16 protein-coding genes are annotated in these 21304 nt (G+C 61.3%); 6 read left to right on the top strand and 10 right to left on the bottom strand.

Annotated elements, in window-relative coordinates:
* Positions 1-33 precede the first annotated feature (33 nt).
* From I41_RS08510 to sppA, 4 genes are all read right to left on the bottom strand, one after another.
* Positions 34-2178: a PhnD/SsuA/transferrin family substrate-binding protein gene (locus I41_RS08510; RefSeq protein ID WP_145432143.1), complete on the bottom strand. Its 2145-nt coding sequence runs from the start codon at positions 2176-2178 to the stop codon at positions 34-36.
* 94 nt (positions 2179-2272) lie between these two features.
* Entirely contained in the window at positions 2273-3562 is a 1290-nt protein-coding gene (locus I41_RS08505) for a hypothetical protein (RefSeq protein ID WP_145432142.1), read from the bottom strand.
* A 263-nt stretch (positions 3563-3825) separates the two neighbouring features.
* Complete coding sequence (locus I41_RS08500) at positions 3826-5403, bottom strand: FG-GAP repeat domain-containing protein (RefSeq protein WP_168206768.1); 1578 nt, start codon at positions 5401-5403, stop codon at positions 3826-3828.
* A gap of 135 nt (positions 5404-5538) precedes the next feature.
* Complete coding sequence (gene sppA, locus I41_RS08495) at positions 5539-7605, bottom strand: signal peptide peptidase SppA (protein ID WP_145432140.1); 2067 nt, start codon at positions 7603-7605, stop codon at positions 5539-5541.
* A gap of 363 nt (positions 7606-7968) precedes the next feature.
* Between sppA and I41_RS08490 the strand changes: the two genes are divergently transcribed.
* From I41_RS08490 to I41_RS08480, 3 genes are all read left to right on the top strand, one after another.
* Entirely contained in the window at positions 7969-9237 is a 1269-nt protein-coding gene (locus I41_RS08490; RefSeq protein ID WP_145432139.1) for a hypothetical protein, read from the top strand.
* 667 nt (positions 9238-9904) lie between these two features.
* Positions 9905-10528 carry a non-canonical purine NTP pyrophosphatase gene (locus I41_RS08485; RefSeq protein WP_145432138.1) on the top strand — a complete coding sequence of 208 codons (624 nt, stop codon included), beginning with the start codon at positions 9905-9907 and terminating at the stop codon, positions 10526-10528.
* A 198-nt stretch (positions 10529-10726) separates the two neighbouring features.
* Positions 10727-12067 (top strand): amidohydrolase, encoded by a 1341-nt coding sequence (locus I41_RS08480; RefSeq protein WP_168206767.1) that lies wholly within the window; start codon positions 10727-10729, stop codon positions 12065-12067.
* Between the two features lie 233 nt (positions 12068-12300).
* Here the strand turns inward: I41_RS08480 and I41_RS08475 are convergent, their stop codons facing one another.
* The 3 genes from I41_RS08475 to I41_RS08465 form a co-directional block, all read right to left on the bottom strand.
* A complete protein-coding gene (locus I41_RS08475; protein WP_145432137.1) occupies positions 12301-13596 on the bottom strand; it encodes an ABC transporter permease in 1296 nt (431 codons plus the stop codon).
* A 123-nt stretch (positions 13597-13719) separates the two neighbouring features.
* The gene (locus I41_RS08470; RefSeq protein ID WP_315852447.1) at positions 13720-14643 is read right to left on the bottom strand and encodes an ABC transporter permease; all 924 of its coding nucleotides are present in this window, start codon (positions 14641-14643) and stop codon (positions 13720-13722) included.
* Positions 14640-16574, bottom strand: coding sequence for a peptide ABC transporter substrate-binding protein (locus I41_RS08465; protein ID WP_145432136.1), 1935 nt, complete (start codon positions 16572-16574; stop codon positions 14640-14642). Before I41_RS08465 ends, I41_RS08470 begins: the two co-directional genes overlap by 4 nt.
* A 335-nt stretch (positions 16575-16909) precedes the next feature.
* Here I41_RS08465 and I41_RS08460 point away from each other — a divergent pair, with 335 nt between their 5' ends.
* Entirely contained in the window at positions 16910-17407 is a 498-nt protein-coding gene (locus I41_RS08460) for a TrmH family RNA methyltransferase (RefSeq protein WP_210421128.1), read from the top strand.
* A 26-nt stretch (positions 17408-17433) separates the two neighbouring features.
* Here I41_RS08460 and I41_RS08455 read toward each other — a convergent pair whose 3' ends face one another.
* Together I41_RS08455 and I41_RS08450 are read right to left on the bottom strand one after the other, a co-directional pair.
* Positions 17434-17796, bottom strand: coding sequence for a hypothetical protein (locus I41_RS08455; RefSeq protein ID WP_145432135.1), 363 nt, complete (start codon positions 17794-17796; stop codon positions 17434-17436).
* 60 nt (positions 17797-17856) lie between these two features.
* Entirely contained in the window at positions 17857-18489 is a 633-nt protein-coding gene (locus I41_RS08450; RefSeq protein WP_145432134.1) for a hypothetical protein, read from the bottom strand.
* Between the two features lie 682 nt (positions 18490-19171).
* Here I41_RS08450 and I41_RS08445 point away from each other — a divergent pair.
* Entirely contained in the window at positions 19172-19543 is a 372-nt protein-coding gene (locus tag I41_RS08445; RefSeq protein ID WP_145432133.1) for a hypothetical protein, read from the top strand.
* Positions 19544-19639: 96 nt separating this feature from the next.
* Entirely contained in the window at positions 19640-20440 is an 801-nt protein-coding gene (locus I41_RS08440; RefSeq protein ID WP_145432132.1) for a heme-binding protein, read from the top strand.
* Positions 20441-20556: 116 nt separating this feature from the next.
* Here the strand turns inward: I41_RS08440 and I41_RS08435 are convergent, their stop codons facing one another.
* Entirely contained in the window at positions 20557-21285 is a 729-nt protein-coding gene (locus I41_RS08435) for a creatininase family protein (RefSeq protein ID WP_145432131.1), read from the bottom strand.
* Positions 21286-21304: the final 19 nt, after the last annotated feature.

Below are 21304 nucleotides of genomic sequence, written 5' to 3'. Positions count from 1 at the left end.
CCCGGAGCATACTTGACGCTCGTGTCGTCGCCTTCAGCCGCCAAGCTCAATGCAGACTACGGCCGTTTCGTTCCGGAGAAACAAGCGACTTCCTACCAGGGCGGGAAACGTCAGCAGCTCTGCATCGGCTGCCACCTTGTCGGTCGTAAGTAGACTGCGTGAGACGATCGCCGGTTCAGGCCCGGAAACGTCGATCAATACTAGCTCGCCCCCACGTCCCTGCACGAGAACGCGAGAATCGGTCGCGATGGCCGCCCCGAACTCGCAGAAGGCGCGGTCGCGAGCTGTCCATACGTTTTTCAAGTCGTCGGCCGCGTCGAAGCAATCTAAGCGGCGGTTGACGCAGAACACTCGTCGACCAACGGCGATCGGCGTGCTCATTTGCGGATTCAGCTTCGTGTTAACGGCAACCTGCTCGGGTTCGATTTCACCTCCTTCTCGAAAACGGTAGAGGCGACCGCCGTTATTCTCGGTGGCGACCAACAACTTGTCGCCAATGACGATGGGCGTCGGCACGTTGAAATCACCGTCCGTACGCGGTTTGAGCGACCAAAGACGTACACCTGTTTCCGCATTCCAGCCGCATAGCGTCGACTGCGTATGACCGACGATTTGTCGAACGCCTCCCAATGTCGCCGCAATTAACGAGCCGTAGCCTTGCGGCTCGCCCGGCGTTTGCCAACGAGTTTCGCCTGTCGCCGCGTCCACGGCGGCAATCGACGCTCGTGGAGCCCCGGGATTAACAACGACCATATCATTTACCAAGAGCGGCGACGAGCATGTCCCCCAAGGCAATTTGTCGAGGGCTAGAAACCTCAAGCGGACGTTCATTCGCCACGCGACGCGGCCAGTTTCCATCTCCGCACAAACAAGGTCGCCGAAGGCGCCGAAGAAGAGAACCTTATCTTGGTAGATGAGGGGCGTGGCTCGGGGAAGATTGTCGTAGTCGAGCTGTCCCAGCGCTGGTTGAGTAATCGACCAGCGCTCCTCGCCATTGGTTGCATCGAGGCAGCGGAAGACGTCGGCCCGGTTGGCGGCGTCGCGGTCGCCGACGAACACATGTCGGTCGGTGGCCGCGAGGCCGCCCATGCCGGGGCGAAGAAAGGGACGAGACCAGACGATATCGAGCTTCGCGGGCAGCGAATCTGGCAGCCATTCAACGCGGCCGTTCCGCTCGGGTCCGAGCCACCCGGGCCACGCCCGGATCGTCGGCGAACGGACGTCGGCGGATGTTTTGGCTTCGCCGGAAGATGGTTGCGTGGCCGTCGGCTTTTCGGCCGCTTTGATCACGGGCTTCGCCGGTACGATTGGTTTGAAGTCTTCTGGCACGAAGCCAAGCATTGTTTCGAGCGCCGCCAGCATTCGGGGAGCTTTGCCGGCCTTCAGCAGAGCGTCCTGCACTTTCTTTTGCTCTTCCTTGTCAAGGGAGTTAGTGGCGAATGCAGCGACGAAGGGAACGGGCTTCGTTTCGCCAATCACCCGCAAATCACCCTTTTTGATCGTGCCGCAACCTTCAAGTAGCGGAGCAGCGTAACTGGAAATTACGGCCGCCCCGTGAATCTTATCGCCCCAATCGATAATCATGCAGGCTCCGTCGCTGCAGGCGTAAGCGATCTCGGCCTCCTTCTCCGCGGGCACGTCAACGCCCGCCTCCTCGAGCAACTCGCGGGCGGCGCTGAACTTCTCATCACACTCTGGCGGACCGAATAAGATTCGATAACCGTTGAGTTCAGAGAGCGTCTTCGCCGGGTCAGCAGAACGCACGACAATGAGTCCCGTTTGGTTCACGTTACCATCTTTGCCGACAAGTCGAGCCAGCAGCGACGGTTCGTACTTGTGCTTTTTGCTCTGTGCACGCACGACCGAGTCTTTGCCAATGATCAAGTGAATGTCGTCGACGTGCTCTTTGTCGAGCGCGTTCTTGATCGACTCCGCGAACGTAATCTCGACTGGTCGGCCAAGTTCCTTGCTGAGATAATCTCCAAGGACTTCGTACTTTCGCTGGGCATAGCCCGCAACGCAGGGACACGATAGGGGAAGAGCCAGCGGATCCATCACGAGCATGGAAATGGGGCCCTCGGCGGACTTGGCGTCGTCGGCAGGCGCTCGCAGCGGCGCCGCGGCAAATAGGGCAGCCAGCATCGCCCAGGCAACGGTTGGAATTCTGCAATGACCCATGACAGGCCTCCTTAGCACTATATGGAAAAGTGCAGCGACGACCTGACGGGACAGTCGTGCCGCCGCTCTATGATCGTATGCCGGTGGGACGAAGCTATTCCAACCCGAAGAGCTTCAACAAGAAGTTTCCGCTCGCGGAAGTGGCGTTCGCCAGCGGCTCTTTTGGGTCTGGATTTACCCGTGAAAGCACGGCCACGTTGTTACGGGTGATATCGAGCATGTAGACCCGGTCTCCCGTCGAGTCGACGCCAATGGAAACCTTCTTGCAGCCCGGGACGACGTCGGCGGCTCCAACGACGCTGAGCAACTTGCCGTCGTTCGAATAACGCTTGATGCGTCCAGTCGTATCTTCAGCCGTGTAGACCGAGCCGTTCGCTCCGAAGGCCAGATTCATCGGATTGCAACAACTGCCAAAGCCGTCGATTCCCTCGGACGCCTTGCCCCAATCGCATACCGATTCTCCCTCGGGGTCAAACCGGCGGACTCGCTTGCGGGAGTTCTCAGCGACAAAGACGCCGTCAGCATTCGCTTGGACGTCCATTTGGCCGCAGCAACCGCTAAGCCCTGACACGATTTCCTTGCCGTCAGTGAAGTCTGGAGTCAACTTCCAGACCGCGTATCCATAGCCGGCAGGCATGCCGCAGGCGACGAACACCGCCTCGCCGTCAGAGCTAATCGAGGCGACCTTCAGCTTGTACTGAATCGCCGATGTGACCATCTCTTCAACTTGCTCTTCGGTCAACTCTTTGGCGTTGTCGCCGTACTCCTCCTTCATCTGCTCCTTGGCCTGCTTGTAAGACTCCATCATCTCTTTGGAGGCTCGGAGTTGATCCTTTCCATCCTCTCCTTGCTCTTCGAGCTGGGCAATCTGCTTCTCGAGTTCTTTCATCGCGGAATCGTAAGCCTCGAGCATCTGAGGCAGCATATTCGCCTGCTCTTGGTGCTGCTCAATCGTTTGTTTGCGAACTTCTTCCTTCGCGTCTCGAATGGCCGCCGCATGCGGCGACTCGGCTGTGGCGAGAACCTTCCCGTCAGCGGAGAGACGCAACAGTTCTCCTTCGCCGGCCGCTAGAATCGTTCCATCGGGCGCGATGTTGATGGCTTCCGGAGCCACCGGGAGATCAAAAGATTCGACGTATGTTCCCTGATCGTCGAAGACCCGAATCTCGTTCTTGGCGCCGGAACAACCGGCCAGCAACCGATCATCTCCGAGGAGGCAGAAGCATTGCACGCTGGCCTGCGGTAGACCCTCCGCATTGATGTTGATCAGCGCCGATTGTTTATGGGTCGGCTCCTCCCCTGTCGCGTCATCCTTATCGTTGGCTTCATCCGCAGTGGCTGCGACCTCGACGACTGCTTGCTCGTCCAGCGCAGTCTCTGCCAAAGCGGTGGACTCAACAGAGGCCATTAAGGCGATTCCGACCACCAGACGTTCGAAGGGACGCTTGATTGCCATCTTTCCGCTCCGGTACGGGAGAGTGAACTGGGGAACTCGACGATGACGGTCCATCGTCAACGGCCGGCATTATCGTCGATCCGTCGTGTAACGCCTAGCACTTCGATTCCAAACGCATCTTATTGGCAATTGAATGAAAATTAAGCTGCCGATCACGTGGATGCATGCCGTCGTTGCCTTGATCAGCGGTCCTAGCGCACGGACTGGTTCCACAAGACGACAACCGGCGGGACCTCCTCAATTCGCTTGGCGGCGCCTGCTAGCCAAGGTTCCGGAAGAAGCGGCTTCCAACTGGCGCCGCCAATTGCTAGATCGACGTCGCCGTCTCCATCGAGGTCGCCCGCGTCCATCGTGATCGCTTGACTGGAGAAGGAAGCCGGAATGGTAGAGGGCGCGAATCCGCCCATTCCGTCATTGGTGAACAATACAAACATGGCTGGCGCGTCGGATCGCCAATCGGGATAAGCCGAAATTGCGGCGACGTCGACGTCGCCGTCGTTGTCGTAGTCATTGGCTAATGCTTTGGCGGCGCCGTCCATGCGCAGAAAGTGCGTTTTCGTGAACTCCATCGGACCTGTTTGCAGATACACGTACACGCCGTGCACTGGCTTGATGGGAGGATCGGGCATCTCCATGTTATTCCCGCTGGCGACGACAAGATCCTTCTTTCCGTCCCCATTGAAATCGGTCCATTGAAACGAGTTGTAGCCGTAAACCGACCGCTCCTTCCAAAGTGGCCGCGACTGGAAATGTCCGGTCCCGTCATTCTCGAACCACAGCATTTCCTGGTGCCCTTGAGCGATGAGGCTTAGGATGTCCAAGTCACCGTCCTGGTCCACGTCGTCCACCACGACGTCGAGGGCCCCCGAGCCGATGCGCAGGTCGCGCCGAATCGGCTCCTCGTTTGGCTTGACGGCAAACCATGAAAGCGCTCCGTCGGCATAGTCGCCGAAGCCAGCCAAAGCGACGTCCTCGTGACCATCCCGGTCGAGGTCGCCCCAAGCGGCGCCGCTGGTTCGATGAAAACCGGCCACGATGCGCGAGGCGCGGAGCGGCCCTGCCTGCGGACCGAAGCCTTCAATCTTTTGGACTGTGCCACGATGGCGGTCGATGCCGATGTCGCCGAGCAGGGCTAAGTCGAACCCGTCAGCGGTTGGGCGAACCTCCACCGCTTGATTCTCGTCGCAGCCAATTTGCTTATACAGAAGCCCATCCTGGGTAAAAATGCGGAGCATCGAATCATCGGCGGTACCGACGTAAAGGCGTCGTCGCGGCGCATCGATGGCGACCAAAGACGCCGTCGCCGGCTTGAGGTATCCGGGCCACCGTTGCGGCGAGAAAAGCGCTGTAGTGGGGAGCGGCTGATTTCGCGGAAAGGCCGGTTCAGTTTCCGCGGGCGCCGCCGACATGTAATAGTCCTGGATGGCGCGCAATTCTTCGGCCGTGACGAACGGCTTCGTGGCGACGAGCGTCGGATAAATCAAGTTCTTGACGTCATCGTCTATATTCGGGTGGCCGAGGTAGTTGCCCATCCATTTGATGATGTAAGGCCAACGATCGCGAGGGAGGTCGCTGGGCTCGGGCGCTAAGTGACAGTTGCCGCACCACTTGGCGGCCAGCGTCCGGCCTCGTTCGACGTCGGCCGAGGCGCCCGCGGTTTCTGCGGGCGTCGACCGTTGCACGATCTCCGCCGCTTGAGCGCCCGACTTAACGGGCGGCAAAGTCTTGTCGGAATCGAATGCAAGCAGTAAAGCCAGCAGCGCTGCCATCGCTGTGATACGGCGGCGCACACCGATCTTTAAGGGCAGACGCCGCATAGGCTGACGATCATCGTTGAGTGTGCGCGACCGCCTGCCGCTGCTGCGCTGCCATGCCGAGTCCGAAAAAACCGACTCTTCAGGGAGTTACTTGATCTCGAACCAATACGGCATCATGAGAGCCACTGGTTCGCGCATCACCTGCCGGAGCTGCAGTGCATGCTGCAGGACGCCGCGCAACTCGGGTGCGAAAGACGCGAGGCCGGCAACCATCCGTGCCTCGGCTTCTCGTTCGGCGTCCATATTCCCGCCGAAGAGCGCCTCCAACGGATTCTCCGGCTTCGGCAAAACGATCAGTTCAACCTTCTTGTCTGGATCGAGCCCAGCCTGTCGCTTAGCAGCTTGGATCGAGTCGCGCAGCGTGCCGACTTCGTCGATCAGGCCGAGCCGCTTGGCCACGCGTCCGGTGTAAACCTGACCGCCGGCGAGCTTCTCGAGGTCTTCCTGCTTCATCTTGCGACCTTCGGCCGCCTTGGAGGTGAACTGCTGATAAACCACCTTCATCATGCGTTCGACGACCTTCCGCTCCGAATCCGAGAACTTGTGGGTCGTCGAAAAGATGCCGCTGTTCTCGCCGCGCGAGATCGACTCGGTGTCGATGCCAAGCTTGTCGTAAACGCCCTTCATCGCCAGCTTGCCGCCGACGACGCCGATCGAACCGGTGACGGTTCCGGGTTCGGCAAAGATGCGGTCGGCGCCCATGGAGATATAGTATCCGCCGCTGGCGGCGACATCGCCCATGCTGGCGATGATCGGCTTCTCGATGGCTTGCGTCTGCCGCCAGATCAGGTCGCTGGCGAGGGCCGATCCGCCGGGGCTGTCGACGCGGAGAACGATCGCTTTGACGGTTTCGTCCTTCGCGGCCTCTTGCAACGCTTCAACGATGGTGGTGGAGCCCATCGACGTCCCGCCCATGAGACTGCTCTGGCTTTTGCCGCTCATGATCGGGCCGACGGCGTAGACGACGGCGATCTTCGGCGCACTGTCGCCGCTGCCAGAACGCCCTTCGCCCATCATCGACTGGAAGAGCTTCATCATTCCCATCGGGCCGCTGAAGTCGGTGTCGACTTTCTGCTTCGCGTAGTTCTCGACGTAGACCAGCTTGTCGGCCTTGTACTCTTTTTGCAGCGAATCGCGGAACTGGTCGGGATACGCGATTCGATCGACTAGGCCCGCTTCCTTGGCTTCGGCCGCCATCAGCAGGCCTTGATCAACGAGCTTGCGAATATCCTCAATCTTGATGTCGCGATCCGATGCGATGGTGGTCAACATCTCATCGTACAGGTCGTCGATTAGCGCCGTCATATTCTTGCGAACCGGCTCGCTGAGGCTGTCGCGAGTGTAGGGTTCCGCGGCGCCTTTGAAGTCGCCGACGTGCATCATGTCGGCTTCGACGCCAACCTTCGCGAATAGGTCCTTGTAGAACGAGAACTCGGCCCGAATGCCCGGTAGCAGGACTTCGCCCGACTCGGGGAGGATGATTTCATCGCAGGCCGAGGCGAGCTGGTACTGCGGGCCCATGGCCGACTCGAGCAGGGCGTAGACCTTCTTCCCCTTGCCTTGAACCCGCTTGATGGCGCTGCGAAGTTCATTGAGCTTGCCGCGACCCGGGGCGGCGTCGATTTGCAGGATCACGCCGGCGATTGCTTCGTCGTCCCCCGCCTTTTCAATCCGGGCCATGGTCTTGCGAAGATCGACGCCAAGATCGCCGAAGAGCGACATCTCACCGGGCGACTCCGGCAGGGCGCCATCGATGATGATGTACGCGATGCGAACCTTCTTCTCGGCCGCCTTCGTTTCCTTCTTCTCACCGTCCTTGGCGGGGCTCTTCTCGGCTGCTGCTTTCTTGTCCGCGTCGGCCTTTGCTTCGGCCTTAGCGGCTTCTTTCTTCTCCTTCAATTTCTTGGCTTCGGCCTTCGCTTCGTCCTTGGCGGCGTTGTCGTCGGCCTCGTCCTTGTCGCTGTCCTTGTCGGATGCTTCGGTTTTGTCCGCGTCTTTCGCTTCGTCGGCGGATTTGTCGTCACCCTTTGCGGACTTCTCGGCCGCGACGACTTTCTCGTCCTTCGCAGGCGACTCGTCGGCAAAGGAGCGAACAGCCGGGCCGGCCGCAACGACAGCGATAGCTAACCACATTCCGAGCAAGAATTCACGCATCGTTCTTTCCCCGTTCTGAGTCTCTTAGTCCGCGGAGACATCCCCGCGCCGCCGCAGGATCGTCATTACCACTATAGCGGGTCGTTCCGGGTGATTCGCTAGGGGCTCGAAGCTCTTGGATGAATTGAGGAAATTTCACCTTGGGACAGCCGTGCTGATGGTTCTGACCGGTTTTTTTGGGCTGGGCGTTACCTGTGAACCGTCGCTAAATCGTCAGCGGCCGGGAGCGGGACGAATCGCTGCTAGCAGGGAATCAATCCGACCTGGGCGCGGGGCGTCGTTCTTTGGTACTTTTCCGCCGCGAATCAGCCGGAAATTAGGCCCGGCCAGACTCACTTGCGCCTCCCGACCGCGGAATCGACCATGCTCCATCGCGTCTCCTTGGCCCTCCGCCTTCGCCCCTTGGCAACCGTCGCCCTGCTGGCGGCGGGAGCAATCAGCTCGTTTTCCTACAGCCATGCGGCGGAGCCCTTTTGGCGCCAAGTGATGCCGCGGAAGCGGGTCGCCGCCGATCCAAACGGCGACTACTCGCTGGCGGAAAAAAATGGCCCCTGGCTGATTATGGCCATGTCGTTCAACGGCGAAGGGGGTGAGACCGAAGCCCGGGAGCTCGTCACCGAACTGCGCACGAAGTACAACCTGCCGGCCTACTACTATGCGATGACGTTCAAGCTCGAAGATGAACGCCCCGGCCGAGGCATCGACAACTATGGGACGCCGATCAAGCGGCGATACCAACGGGGAAGTCAGATCCTGGAGCACGCGGTGTTGGTTGGCGAGTTCCAGCATATTGACGATGCCGAGGCTCAGGCATTGCTCGATCGGGTGAAGACGCTGGAGCCGGAATGCCTGAAAGTCGAATCGGGAGAAGCGACTTCGCAGAGCCTGGTGGCCGTGCGCCAACTCCAGCGCTCGGTGAAGCAGAAGCTGGGCAAGCAAGTTAACCGCGGTCCGATGGGCCACGCCTTCCTGACGCGAAATCCAATGCTGCCGAAGGAGTATTTTGCGCCGGTCGGCGTCGATGCGGAGGTCGCGAAGTGGAACAAGGACTTTGAGCATTCGCTGCTGAAATGCCCGGGCAAATACACGATCAAGGTGGCGACCTTCAGCGGCAAGACGTCGCTGAAGGAAGCAAACAATGGCTCTGCCAGCGGCGGGTCAGTTCGCCGCGCTCAAGAGAACGACGCCCTGGTTGTTGCGGTGGATAAGGCCCACAAGCTAACGGTCGCGCTGCGGAGCAAAGGTTGGGAAGCGTACGAGTTCCACGATCGCTACGAAAGCTACGTGACCGTCGGGTCGTTCAACGACTTGCAGCGGAATGAGTACGGCCAGCTCACGGCGTCGACCCGCGAGGCCCAAATTATCGTCAACACGTTCGGCGCCGCGACGCCCAACGTCGGCTTCGAACGAGCCACGTATCAAGCGATCGGGGCCGACAGCGAAGATATTCAGAAGGCCGAACATACCGAAGAAAAAGTCCTCAGCGAATTCGACCAACGCTTCTCCAAATCGTTCGGCGACGTGATGGAAGGATTCCATCCGAAGGATTTCGTCGGTTTGCCGTTCGATATTCAACCGACGGCGATCGAGGCGCCGAAGGAATCGGTCAGTTCGGCCTACGTGCGGCAGTAGCATGAAGGCCTGAACCGCCAAGGACGCCACGAGCGCCACAAAAAATACACAGGCTATCGGAACCGGCGATGAATGCGTTCATCGTCGGTTCTTTTTTCGTCGCAGACACACTGAGTGTGATGTTGCAAACCTCACTCGGCGCTGGTGATAGAGGCTCCTCTCAACACGAGGCCGTGTTTCTCCGGTAATTCCGGCGCGGTTCGCGGCAGCACACGAGGCGCGCCTGCTACATTTCGGCCTTGTCCGCCAAGTCTGCCACGTCTGCCAACTGTGCCAGTAGTTTTGGCAGAGGTGGGCGTGGTCGTTTTTACCTGTTTTTTTCGAGTCGGCCGTGTCGGCCAAGATTTTTTGGCCAACTCGGGCGATGCAAACAACGGCGGTTTTTGGCGAGTCCACCGAGATCACCGTCTCCACCTTTGGGATGGATGTGATCTCGGCGGTTTGCGAGCGTCAGGTCCTGGTGATGAGGGCGTCGCGCGTCAGGGCTAGGCGCTCCCGGTGGAAATGGCGCCCTGGATTCGTTGGGTTGCGTGTTCAAAGAGCGGATTAAATGTGTTTATTTGTACACTATCGCCATTCGTCGCCGTTTTTAAGAGTTAAGTGGCGGGAATTCCTCCGCTGTGAATTAACCGGTGGCTAATAGGTTTGCTAGGGGCGACGAACGATCATGACGGCGCATCGACTGGTGATTGGGACGACCAACCTAAAGAAGGGGCGGGAGATGCAAGAACTGCTCGCCCCCTACGGGTTTGAGGTGCAGACGCTCCGCGAAACAGGGCGGCCGGTTTTGGACGTCGTCGAGGATGGCGACACGTTTGCATACAACGCCCGGAAGAAGGCGGCGGAGCAGGCGGTCTATCTCGGGGCGTGGGTGATGGCCGACGACAGCGGGTTGGCGGTCGATGCGCTGGGCAGCCGACCGGGGGTCTATTCGGCGCGGTACGCGGGCGAGAATGCGACGGACGCCGACAACAACGCGAAGCTGCTCGCGGAGTTGGGCGCGCTGCCGCTTGCCAAGCGTACGGCCCACTACGTCTGCCATGTGGCAGTGGCCGACCCGCGCGGGGAAATTCGGGCCGAAAGCGACGATATTTGCCGCGGGCGGATCGTGTTCGAGCCGGCGGGAATGAACGGGTTCGGCTACGATCCGCTGTTCGAGGTGGTGGAGTATCACCAAACGTTCGGCCAGCTAGGACCGCTGGTGAAGTCGGCGATCAGCCACCGCGCCAGGGCACTGCGGAGCGTGGTGCCGAAGCTGCTTGCGCTGGCCGGCAGCGGCGCGTGGGACTGAGTTTTGACGGGGTCGGGAGTCTTTTGCGACTAGAGACCCTACCTTGAATAGTAACTCGCCAGTCGCAAAAGACTCCCGACCCCCTTCGCGCTCTATTACAATCAGCCGTGCCGCGGCGGGCTTGTTTCTTGTCATCAAACAAGAGGAGCCGCTGCGAGCGATGAACTCACAGCGGCTCCAATGAACAAGAGCGGTCGTATGAATGCCCGAAGTGTAACGCGCGCGGTTTCCGTCGCCAACGGGTGCTTCCTGTTTTTTTGCTTGATGGCGGCGGCCGGTCACTCCGCGCTGGGGGCGGAGACGCTGAGCGGCTGGGTGGCGGCAGCGTTGCCGGAGCTTACCCAGTTTTACAAGTCGCTTCACCAGGCGCCGGAACTGTCGCACGAAGAAGAAAAAACGGCGGCGATAATGGCCGAGCGGCTGCAGAAGCTTGGCTTCACCGTCGCCGAAAAGGTCGGCGGCCATGGCGTGGTTGGGGTCTTGAAGAACGGCGACGGCCCGACGCTATTGTTGCGAGCTGACATGGATGCGTTGCCGGTCATCGAGGAGACGGGGTTGCCGTACGCCTCGCAGGTGAAGGTTCGGGACGCTCGCGGGGCGACGGTCGGCGTGATGCATGCGTGCGGGCACGACATGCACATGACGATGCTGTTGGGGACGCTGGAGTTCCTGGCGACGCATCGCGACCAGTGGAGCGGGACGCTGGTGCCAATCTTTCAGCCGGCGGAAGAAAAGGGCGCCGGCGCGCAGGCGATGCTTGATGACGGATTGTTCCGCCGCTTCCCGCGACCCGACTACGCGCTGGCGCTCCATGTGGCCGCCGATCGTCCGACAGGCCACGTCGCGTGGCGGCCGGGGTATGCGATGGCGAACGTCGACAGCGTCGACATCGTCATCCATGGCAAGGGAGGACACGGGGCCTATCCCCACATGACGATCGACCCAATTGTGATCGCCGCGAAGCTGGTGCTCGACCTGCAGACGATCGCCAGCCGCGAGGTGAAGCCGATCGACCCGGTGGTGGTGACGGTCGGTTCGATCCACGGCGGGGCGAAGCACAACGTCATTAGCGACGACTGCACGCTGCAGCTCACCGTGCGAAGCTACACTCCGGAAGTGCGGAAGCAGATTCTCGACGCGATCGAGCGGAAGGCGAACGCGGCGGCCGCGAGTGCGGGGGCGCCGAAGCCCGAGATTACGGTGTCAGACGGGACGCCGGCGCTGGCGAACGATGCTGACTTGGCGAAGCGGTTGGAGCCGGTGATTCAGAAGGAGTTAGGCAAAGACAAGGTGGAAGAGTCGGAGCCGTCGATGGGTGGCGAGGACTTTGGAGCCTACGGGCGAGCCGGCGTGCCGATCTTGATGATCGCGGTGGGGGCGGTCGATCAGACGCGACTGACGAAGTACGAAACGGACGGGACGCTCGCGCCTTCGCTCCACTCGCCGCTTTTCTATCCCGACATTGATGGGACGCTGACGACTGGGGTGCGCACGCTAACCGCGGCTTCGCTGGATTTATTGGCGAAGAAGAAGAATTGAACCGCCAAGGTTCGCCAAGGAAAACTACAAGAAACCCGTCTTCCTTTGCGCCTTCGCGTGAGATCTAAATCAAGATTGTCTCACGCTAAGGCACGAAGTCGCAAAGGCAATACGACCACCAGTAGAGTTTGACTGGTCTACTCTTTCGTCGTGCCCGTTGTGCCGTTGTGGTTCACCCGCCTCCGTTTTTTCCTTGGCGAACCTTGGCGTCCTTGGCGGTTAATCTTCTCCGCTTAGCGGTCTTTCATTCGTGGATCGAGCGCGTCGCGTAGGCCGTCGCCGAGGAAGTTGAGGGCTAGCAGCGTGGCGCCGAGGGCAAGGCTGGGGAAGAGGACGAGCCACCAGTAGATTTGCACCGGCGAGAGGACTTCGATTCCTTCCTTCGCCAGGAGGCCCCAGGAGACGTCGGGGGCTTCGACGCCGAGGCCGAGAAACGAGAGGAAGGCCTCGAAGAGCATCACCCGCGGAATGGTGAGCGTGAGGTAGACGAGCACGACGCTCGAAACGTTCGGCAGCAGATGGCGGAAGATGATGCGCCAGCTGCCGGCGCCGAGGGAGCGGGCCGCTTCGACGAACGGCTCGGTTTTGAGCGAGATCACTTGGCCGCGGACGACGCGAGCCATCGTCAGCCAGTAGATGGCGCCGACGACCAAGTAGAAGACCGTGATTTTGTTGAGGCCGAGGTAGCCGAGGCGGGTTCCCCAGCTTTCAGGCGTGCTGTCGTCGTTGAGAATCGTGATGATAAAGATCACGACGAAGATGAAGGGGATCGAATAGAGCAAATCGACGAACCGCATCATCGCGTTGTCGAGCCAGCCGCCGAAGAAGCCGGCGACGGCGCCGTAGGTGACGCCGATCACCAGCGACACCATCGTCGCCACGAGTCCAACCATCAGCGAGATGCGGGCGCCCCAGAAGACGCGGGACAGCACGTCGCGGCCGAAGAGGTCGCGGCCGCAGATCGCGTTCACCTGCGACTCGCCGAACATCGCGTAGCGCGTCCGGACCATCCAACGGCTCAGCGGGCCGAGCTCGGCGAAGCCGGCTTGCGTGTAGGGGGCCTGGATCGTGTCGCCGATTTCGTTGTGCTTGCGGACGAGAGCTTCGAAGGCGCCGTTGCGGGCCGTGCGAGCGGGTCCGAGCTGGGCCTGGCGATCGAGCGGCGGCAAATCGGCGGCGAGGTTTGCTTCAGCGGTGCGGAAAACCTGCGTCGCTTCGCGATGAGCGGCTTCGAGGTCAGGGAGTTGCTCGCGGAGCCTCGCGACTTCGACCGGCGTTTTTTCAATTGCTGCGAGGTTGATCGCGAAGCCGCCGATCATCAGCGGCTTGAGCGTGGGGGGCGTGTACTGGAGATCGGTCTGCACGCGGTCAGGCGGCTGCAGCGGCAGCAGCGGCGTGACGGCGGCGAGGAAGCAGACGACCAACAGCGTGGCAAGCGCGCCCATGGCGGCCCAATCGCGGCGCAGCCGCCGCCAGGCGTCGCGGGCGAGTGAGGTTCCGGCGGTCGATTGTTTTGGCTCGTCTGGCATGCTGTTCGTTGTTTATCTAACGCAAAGGCGCGAAGGCGCGAAGGAAATGCGGGAGTTTGTTCGGCTCGCACTCTTCTTTGCGCCTTTGCGTGAGATCTTCTTTTTCAACGATGAACTTCCACATCATTCCAGTTCCACGCGAGGGTCGAGGTAGGCGTAGGAGAGGTCGACCAGGAAGTTCATCGTGTAGAGGACCAGGGTGTAGAGCAGCACGACGCCCATCGAGAGGGTGTAGTCGCGCTGCAGCGCCGACTTGACGAAGTAGACGCCGAGGCCGGGGATGCCGAAGATTTGTTCGACGATGAGCGAGCCGGTGAGGATTCCGGCGACGGCGGGGCCGAGAAACGACACCACCGGCAGCAGCGAATTGCGGAGACCGTGGACCAGAACGACGCGGGTGCGGCTCACGCCTTTCGCCCGGGCTGTGCGGATGTAGTCGTGCGACAGGGCGTCGAGCATGCTGGTGCGCGAGATGCGGGCGACCTCCGCGGCGTAGGGGGCGCCGAGGCAGAACGCCGGGAGGACGAGTTGCGACAAGCTGCCCCAACCGGCGGCGGGGAGCAGCGAAAGCCAAAAGACGAAAAGCAAAATGCAGACGCCGGCGACGACGAAATTCGGCAGCGCAATCCCCGCGGTGGCTGCCAAGCGGAGACCCACGTCGAGCGGGCTGCCGCGCATCGCGGCGGCGACGACGCCGGTAAGGACGCCGAAGCTCACGGCAAAAGTCATCGCCAGGATGCCGAGGGCGGCGGAGATCGGCAGGCCTTGGCGAATGACGAAGTTCACGCTGGCGTCGGCGATGTTCATGCAGTGGCCGAGATCGCCGTGCAAGAAGACGCGCTCAAGTTCGAGGCCGTACTGCACCAGCACCGGCTTGTCGAGATTGTAGCGGCGTTCAAGGTTCCGCTTGATCTCCGGCGCCACCGCCTTCTCGCGATCGAACGGCCCGCCGGGGACGCTGCGCATGAGGATGAACGAGACGGTGAAGACCGCCCACAGTGTCACCAGCAGCCAGAAGAAGCGTTTGATGATAAACGCGATCATCATTTTCGCCCTTCCATGAACGGGTTGGGCGTCTCTTCCTCGGCGTCGATCCAAAGTGCCGAGAGGGGGTGCGTGTCCTGAATGTTGTTGTAGAAGCCGCGGATATTGGGCTTCACCATGTTTTTACTGACGTAGTTGTAAAACGGAATGATCGGCTGCTCGTCCATGAGGATCGTTTCGGCTTGGTGGAGCAGGTCGAGCCGTTTCGCGGGATCGGTCTCGACGGCCGCGGCGGCGATCAGTTTGTCGTACTCGGCGTTGCCCCAGCCGGTGCAGTTGTTCTCGCCGCCGGTGACGAACATGTCGAGGAACGTGTTGGGGTCGGCGTAGTCGCCGATCCAGCCGCGGCGGGAAACGTCGTAGTTAAGTTGCCGCTGACTTGAGTTGAAGGTGGCCCACTCTTCGTTGCGGGTGCGAACCTTGATCCCGAGGTTGTTCTGCCACTGCTTGCGAATAAGCTGAGCAATTGCTTGATGGCCTTCGTGCGTGTTGTAGAGGATTTCGATCGTCGGAAAGCCGCGGCCCTCGGGGTAGCCAGCCTCGGCCAGGAGCCGCTGAGCCTCCTTGACGTTTTCGTGCGGACTTTGCGGAGGGTCGTACCCTGGAAGTCCCGGGGGGACGAGGCTGTAGGTAGGAAGCTCCCCGGCGCCAAGCAGGCGTTCGGTGAGTTCGGTGCGATCCATGGCCATCGACAGGGCCTTGCGAACGCGCACGTCGTCAAACGGCTTTCGCGTGACGTTGAGGAGGTAGAAGTACGTATTGAGCATGGGCTTGGGATTAAGATCGTCTCGCGCGGGCCGTTCGGCGAGCAGCGTTCGCAATGCTGCGGCGGGAACGTCGTAGATCCAGTCCACCTCGCCGGTGAGGTAAAGATTGAGCGCTGTGGTGCTCGATTCGACGGCGAGGAAGTCGACGCTGTTGAGCTTGACGTTGTCGCGATCCCAGTAGTGCTCGTTCTTCACGACGCGGGTCCGATCGCGCAAGCGGCGGAACTCGGGCTTGAAGGGGCCGTTGCAGACGATGTTTTCTACGTCGGTCCATTGGGGCGACCCGAACGTTTCGACGCACTGCTGCTGCACGGGGAAGAGCGGGTAAAAGCCGAGGAGGTTGAGGAAGTAGGGCGTGGGGTTTTCGAGCGTGAACTCGATCGTGTGATCGTCGATCGCACGCATGCCGACGTCGTGGAGGTCGAGCAGAATCTGGCGGGCGTGACGCTCGCCTGCGGCCGGTTCGTTCCGGCTGGCGGAAAGATCGTCGGCGTAGCGGAATCGCTCTTCGCCGGCTTCGGTGGCGACGACGAAGGTCCAGTCTTCGATGTTGAGCGACGCGTCGCCGGCGGCCGTGTCGAGGGCGTCGCCGGCGAGTTCGTTGCCGCTCTTGTCTTCGATGCGGACCAGTTTGCCGCGGATGACGGCGCCGCGAATGGAGTTGACGCCGTTGGGGTCGACGTTCAACTCGACTTCAACGTTGTCGCCGGGGCGTACGGCGCGGCCGCCGCCGCTGTACTTCTTCGCGTTTTTCACATACCAGGCCTGGTAGGAATACTCGGCGGCGGTGCGAGGGTCGAGGAACCGCCGCATCGAGTAGATGAAATCGTGGGCCGTCACCGGCGAGCCGTCGGACCACTTGGCGTCCTGCCGCAGGTGGAAGGTGTAGGTGAGCAGGTCGTCAGAGACGTCCCAGCGCTCGGCGACGCCGGGCTCGGGATCGAGCGTCTCAGGGTTCCAGCGGGTGAGCCCTTCGAAGAGGGCGTTGATCATGCGGTTTTCGGGCTGACCGGTGACGATCGCGGGGTCGAGACTCTTGACCTCCGTGCCGTTGACGAAGGTGAAGTCAGCCGGCGGGAGTTGACCGCGATCGAGGGCCCAGCCGATGGAGCAGAGAATCGCCGCGCCGGCGATCCAGGGGAACAGCGATCGGCCTTCCAGACGCATGCGGCTGTGCTATGGAGGTGGTTTAATTGAGTAAGCGAATAGGTCATACCGCGGCCTTTAGCTTACCGGACGGTGCGGTTGCGGCAAAGAACTAACGAGGTTGGTTTTGAACCGCCAAGGACGCCAAGTGCGTTAAGGAAAAAATGCAATTGCACTAACCATGAAACACACGAAAACGACGAAAGAAGTAGGGGAACAAGGAAAGGCTTAGCGCCTCTCTGACTTTCTTGCGTTCCTTTCATATGTTTCGTGGCGAAATCCTCCGCGCATTTCCTTGGCGTCCTTGGCGGTTAGTCTCCTGAACTAGAGGAAGTGAACTGTTAGAATCGCTCGGCATGAGCTTTGAACACTTGCGACATAAGCCCCCACGCGAACTTGCCCAGCCGCGCGAGTTGCTGATCGTTTGCGCGCCGATGCGGAGCAACGTCAACCTGTCGCGAATCGCGCGGGCGGCGAGTTGCTGCGGGCTGGACCGCATCGTCTGCACCGGCCAAGCGAGCTTGGACCGCAAGATCGCCCGCGACGGGGCCGATACGATCACGATCGAGGTACGGCGGACGCTGCCGCCGGTGCTGGAACGGCTGCGCGACGAGGGATATCGGCTCGTGGGGCTGGAGCAGACGACCGACTCGCAGGACATGCACCACTACTCGTTCCAGCGGAAAACGGCGCTGGTGATCGGCAACGAGCGCACGGGGCTGACGCCCGATCTGCTCAAGTTGGTGCACGACGTTGTAGAGATTCCGGTGTGGGGGCTGCCGTACAGTTACAACGTCGCGACGGCGACAACGATGGCGCTGTACGAGTACTGCCGGCAGTATCCGGAAGGCTAGCGACTCGCTGCCCCTCTACCTCGTGCTCAGGCTGCGCCGCGGGTCAGCCAGGCGATGACTTCGACGGCGGCCAGCATCTTGGCCGGCTCGCGCACTTCGCCCGTGGCGCACTGCTTGGTGGTCTCGACGGCGAATCGTAGATACTGTTCGCGCGATTCCTCGACTCGCTCCCCGCCGACCGCCGCGACGGCCCGCTGCCAGAGATCGTGGGCGCGGGTGAGCGACGCCTCGTCGCCGGCGATCGCTTCGAACATGGCGTCGTCGAGCGCTTCGAGCAAATCGTGGGCTTCGCGCGACTCCGGGTCAAGCGGGCCGGTGACGTCGAGATCGGCCGCGGCGGAGTTCGCCGCCTGTCGATGAGGACCATGCATGTTCAAGTTGGCTGCCATGGCGGTTGGGCTGGTGGATGAGCGAAGAAGGGGGGAGAAGCAAACCCGATCGGACGGCAGTTAAGACGGCCGTCGTTGGGCGGCGCGGCGCGAATCGGCCCGCCGCCGCAGTTCGGCTGAGCGACACGCGACGTCATCGTCGCCCGCGGCCAAATCTTCTGGAGCCTCGATTCCATGACTTGCGCCCAGGGCGCCGTCACATTCCCCCTCGCCCGACCTGTCGAAAATTTGCTGGAGCAGCGTTCCCTGCGACTCCATCGATCGCCGCATGTCGCTAAGCTCGGCGAGCCACTCGCGGCGTTCTTCGCGGTGCTCGTGTGCATCGCGGTGCAATAGGCGCATTTCCACTTTCGCCACGGCAAGCTGCCGTTCAATATCTTCGAGCGTCCGCAACTGCTCAGCGTTCTCTGCCTCGAGCTGCCGATACTCGTTCTCAGCGTCGGCCAGACGTTGGCGATACTCGGCCACCTGAGCTAGCGCGTCGCCGGCGTCGTCGACGGCTGCTTGCCGCTGGTCGAGCAGCGCCTGCTGGCGCGTCAGGTCGCGCTGCCAATCCGAGAGCTCTCCATGAAGTGAGTCGAGCGTCGCGAACGATTCGCGAACCCAAGATTCGAGTTCGGATTGTTCCCCGCGCAATGCTTCGACTGGCGCCAAAGCCTCGCGGAGCGTGTCGATCGATCGAAATTCGACCATTGCCGTAGTGACATGCCTGATGGTGCGAAGAACAAATCGGCGGACGGATAGCGCGGCCAAGCCTCAGGTCGCATGCGCGCAGAACGCCGCAACGTCGATCGTGGGCGAAGCCTAACGAGTGCGGGCCGACCACCGGCGTCGCTCCATTCGGCCAGGGCCGTAGAGCAGCGTGGCAGCCGTACAACTGAAAAGGGGCGGGACGAGTCGAGGGTCGCCGCGGATGCACGGCGACTCCACCGGAATCATAGCTTACGGCGGCGCGCGCGGCGGAACGGGATGTTGAGAAAATGGGCGGGGAGCTGGGCGAGCCGCCGGTACAATCGCGCCTTGAGCCGGGTTCTTTTATTGCCGCCAAGGACGCCGAGGGTCGCCAAGGAAACTACGGGAACCCCGTTCTCCTTTGCGTCTTCGCGCCTTTGCGTGACGCAGCCGGGATCTCAATCTCACGCCAAGGCGCGAAGGCGCTGAGAATTGCCGCGAGCGATGAGTTAGCGGGCTTGGTGTTTCGTCGTGCCCGCCGTGTCGTCGTGGTTCAAATCGTCACGCCAAGCGTTGGCGCCCTTGGCGGTGAACTTTCTTCTCCCAATGCTCCGCAAAGTCTGCGGTCGGAGTTGCCAATTAGGTGAAAGTTCGTATCGTGAACCTCTACTCTTCTAATTCTCTGGCAGGAGGCGGCCTCGCGATGTCGAAGCGCAAGACAAAACCGCGACGTCAGAAGCAAGTGCGGCATGTAGAACACGGAACGGGCGAGTCTCGGACATCGGATGCGGCCACGGTGGCATGGACCGTTTCGGTGACGACGGTGTTTCTATGCGACATTGCGGCGGTGGCGGCCCACGTTTACGCGCAGGCCAATCCCCAGCTGGGCGGTGCGCGGATGCTGAGCCAGCTGCTCCTGTTTTCGGCCGCGGGGATCGGGTTCATCTCGCTAATGCTGCTACCGGCTGTCTTTCGCCTGCGTCGAACGCCCCCGCCGACGGGTTTCTTAGTATTCGCTGTCTGCAGCAGCTTGGCGCCGATTTTGGCGTTAGTGGTCCAAGCGCTGCAGCGGTAGTGGTTGGGCGCGCGAATCCGCGCGGCGCTCGTCCGCGAAGGCCATCAGCGGTCTTTTGTACACGTTTCTGACAGACTAAGACGGAGGCAGATCGCGATGATTAGCTCATTATTGCTCTGGTCGCTGCTGCTGGCGACCGGCGCCGAAGAAAACCAGGAGAAGACATTCGCCCCGCCGACGGGGCCAGGCGTGGAGGCGGCCGCGATGCTGGAAAAACTACCCGCGGAGGCGACGGCTGACGAGCTCCGCAAGGCAGCTGCCGCCGCTGCCGCACTGCTTGCTCCACAGAGTCCCGCCGCTGAAACGCTCGCCATCCTCGCCGCGAGCACGGAAGACGCCAACCAGCTGCGGGCAAAGCTGAATAAAGTCCAGGACGAGCTCGCGTTTCAGCCGCTGCGCGAGGCCGAGTTGCCTGCCGGCTTTCCGACGTTCACGCCGCCGGGGGTCATCGAACTGAAAACTTACCCGATCCATCGACGCGCCGTGGCCAATGAGTTCTTCGCATTGTTTGGACACATCACTCGGAACAAGATTGCCATGACGGCGCCAGTCCGGATGGAGTACGGCCACGCTGATGACGGCAAGCTTAAACAAGAGTCGATGGCGTTCTACTATGGCGATCCGCAAACTGGAAGCGTCGGCGTCGATGGGGACGACGACAGCGTCAAGACAGTCGAGGCCGGCGAACAGACAGTCGTTGCGCTTGGGCAGCGCGGACGATGGAATCGAGACGTTGTCGCCGCGGGCGAAAGACGGCTGCGAGCATGGCTCGACGCGAATCCCGACTACAAGGCGACAGGTGACGTGGTCCTGATGGGTTACAACAGTCCGATGACGCCGACCGCGCGGCAGTTTTTTGAGATTCAGCTGCCGGTGGAGAAGGCTGCGGACAAGTAAGGGCGCGATGGCCGCGTCCGCGATTGACGCCATTGACCGGAGCCAGGCCGCCAAGACGGAACAGCGATTTTGAGTCTTTCCCTCGTTTACGAAGGCGCGGCGAGCGGTCGCTACCTCTAGTGGGGCTCAAACGCCTCCATCCGCTTCACCAGCTCGGCGAGATACTCGGCGACGATGGCGCCGAGTCGCTCGCCTTTTTCAGGCGTAGCTTTGCGGGGGGCGCCGAGGACCGAACTGGGCCAGTAACGCTTGACGTCGCGCACGAGCAGCGGCTTGGGCGATTCGCGGCCGCTCTCCTCAGGAAGCAGCTCGTTGCGAACCAACTGCGGGCAGATTGACATCAGCCGAGACGTTTCGATCTCGCCCGCGTGCATGTCGCCTGGGGTTTCGATGATGCCGCCGATGCGTTTCAACAGCACGTCGTACTCCAAGACGATGGCGATGTTCGCATCGGGACTGCTGCGCAGGAGCCGCTCGGCGGCCTCTTCGATTGCGGCCATCTGCAGCGCGCTGGCGTGGCCGGAATAGAGGATGAAGTTCCGCAGGCCGGTTTGGTAGAGCGAATGAACGATGTCCCGGACCAGAGCGCGCAACGTTTCGGCGCTAATGCTGATCGTGCCGTCATGGCCGCCGAGACTGCGGCAGTAGCCGTAGGGGATCGGGGGCGCGACGAAGAGCGGGACAAGTTGAGCGGCCCGCTTGCCGGCGTCGTAGGCTTGAATCGTGTCGGTCGATAGCGGCAAGTGGGGGCCGTGGGCTTCCATGACGCCGAAAGGGATGAAGACGCTGCGGCACGTTTTGAGTGCGGCTTCAACTTCAACGGTGGTCATTTCTTCGAGGATCATGGACGCTGCTTTCCGTTTC

The organism is Lacipirellula limnantheis (genome assembly GCF_007746075.1).
Taxonomy (GTDB): domain Bacteria; phylum Planctomycetota; class Planctomycetia; order Pirellulales; family Lacipirellulaceae; genus Lacipirellula; species Lacipirellula limnantheis.
This window is presented reverse-complemented; position numbering and strand designations above follow the sequence as displayed.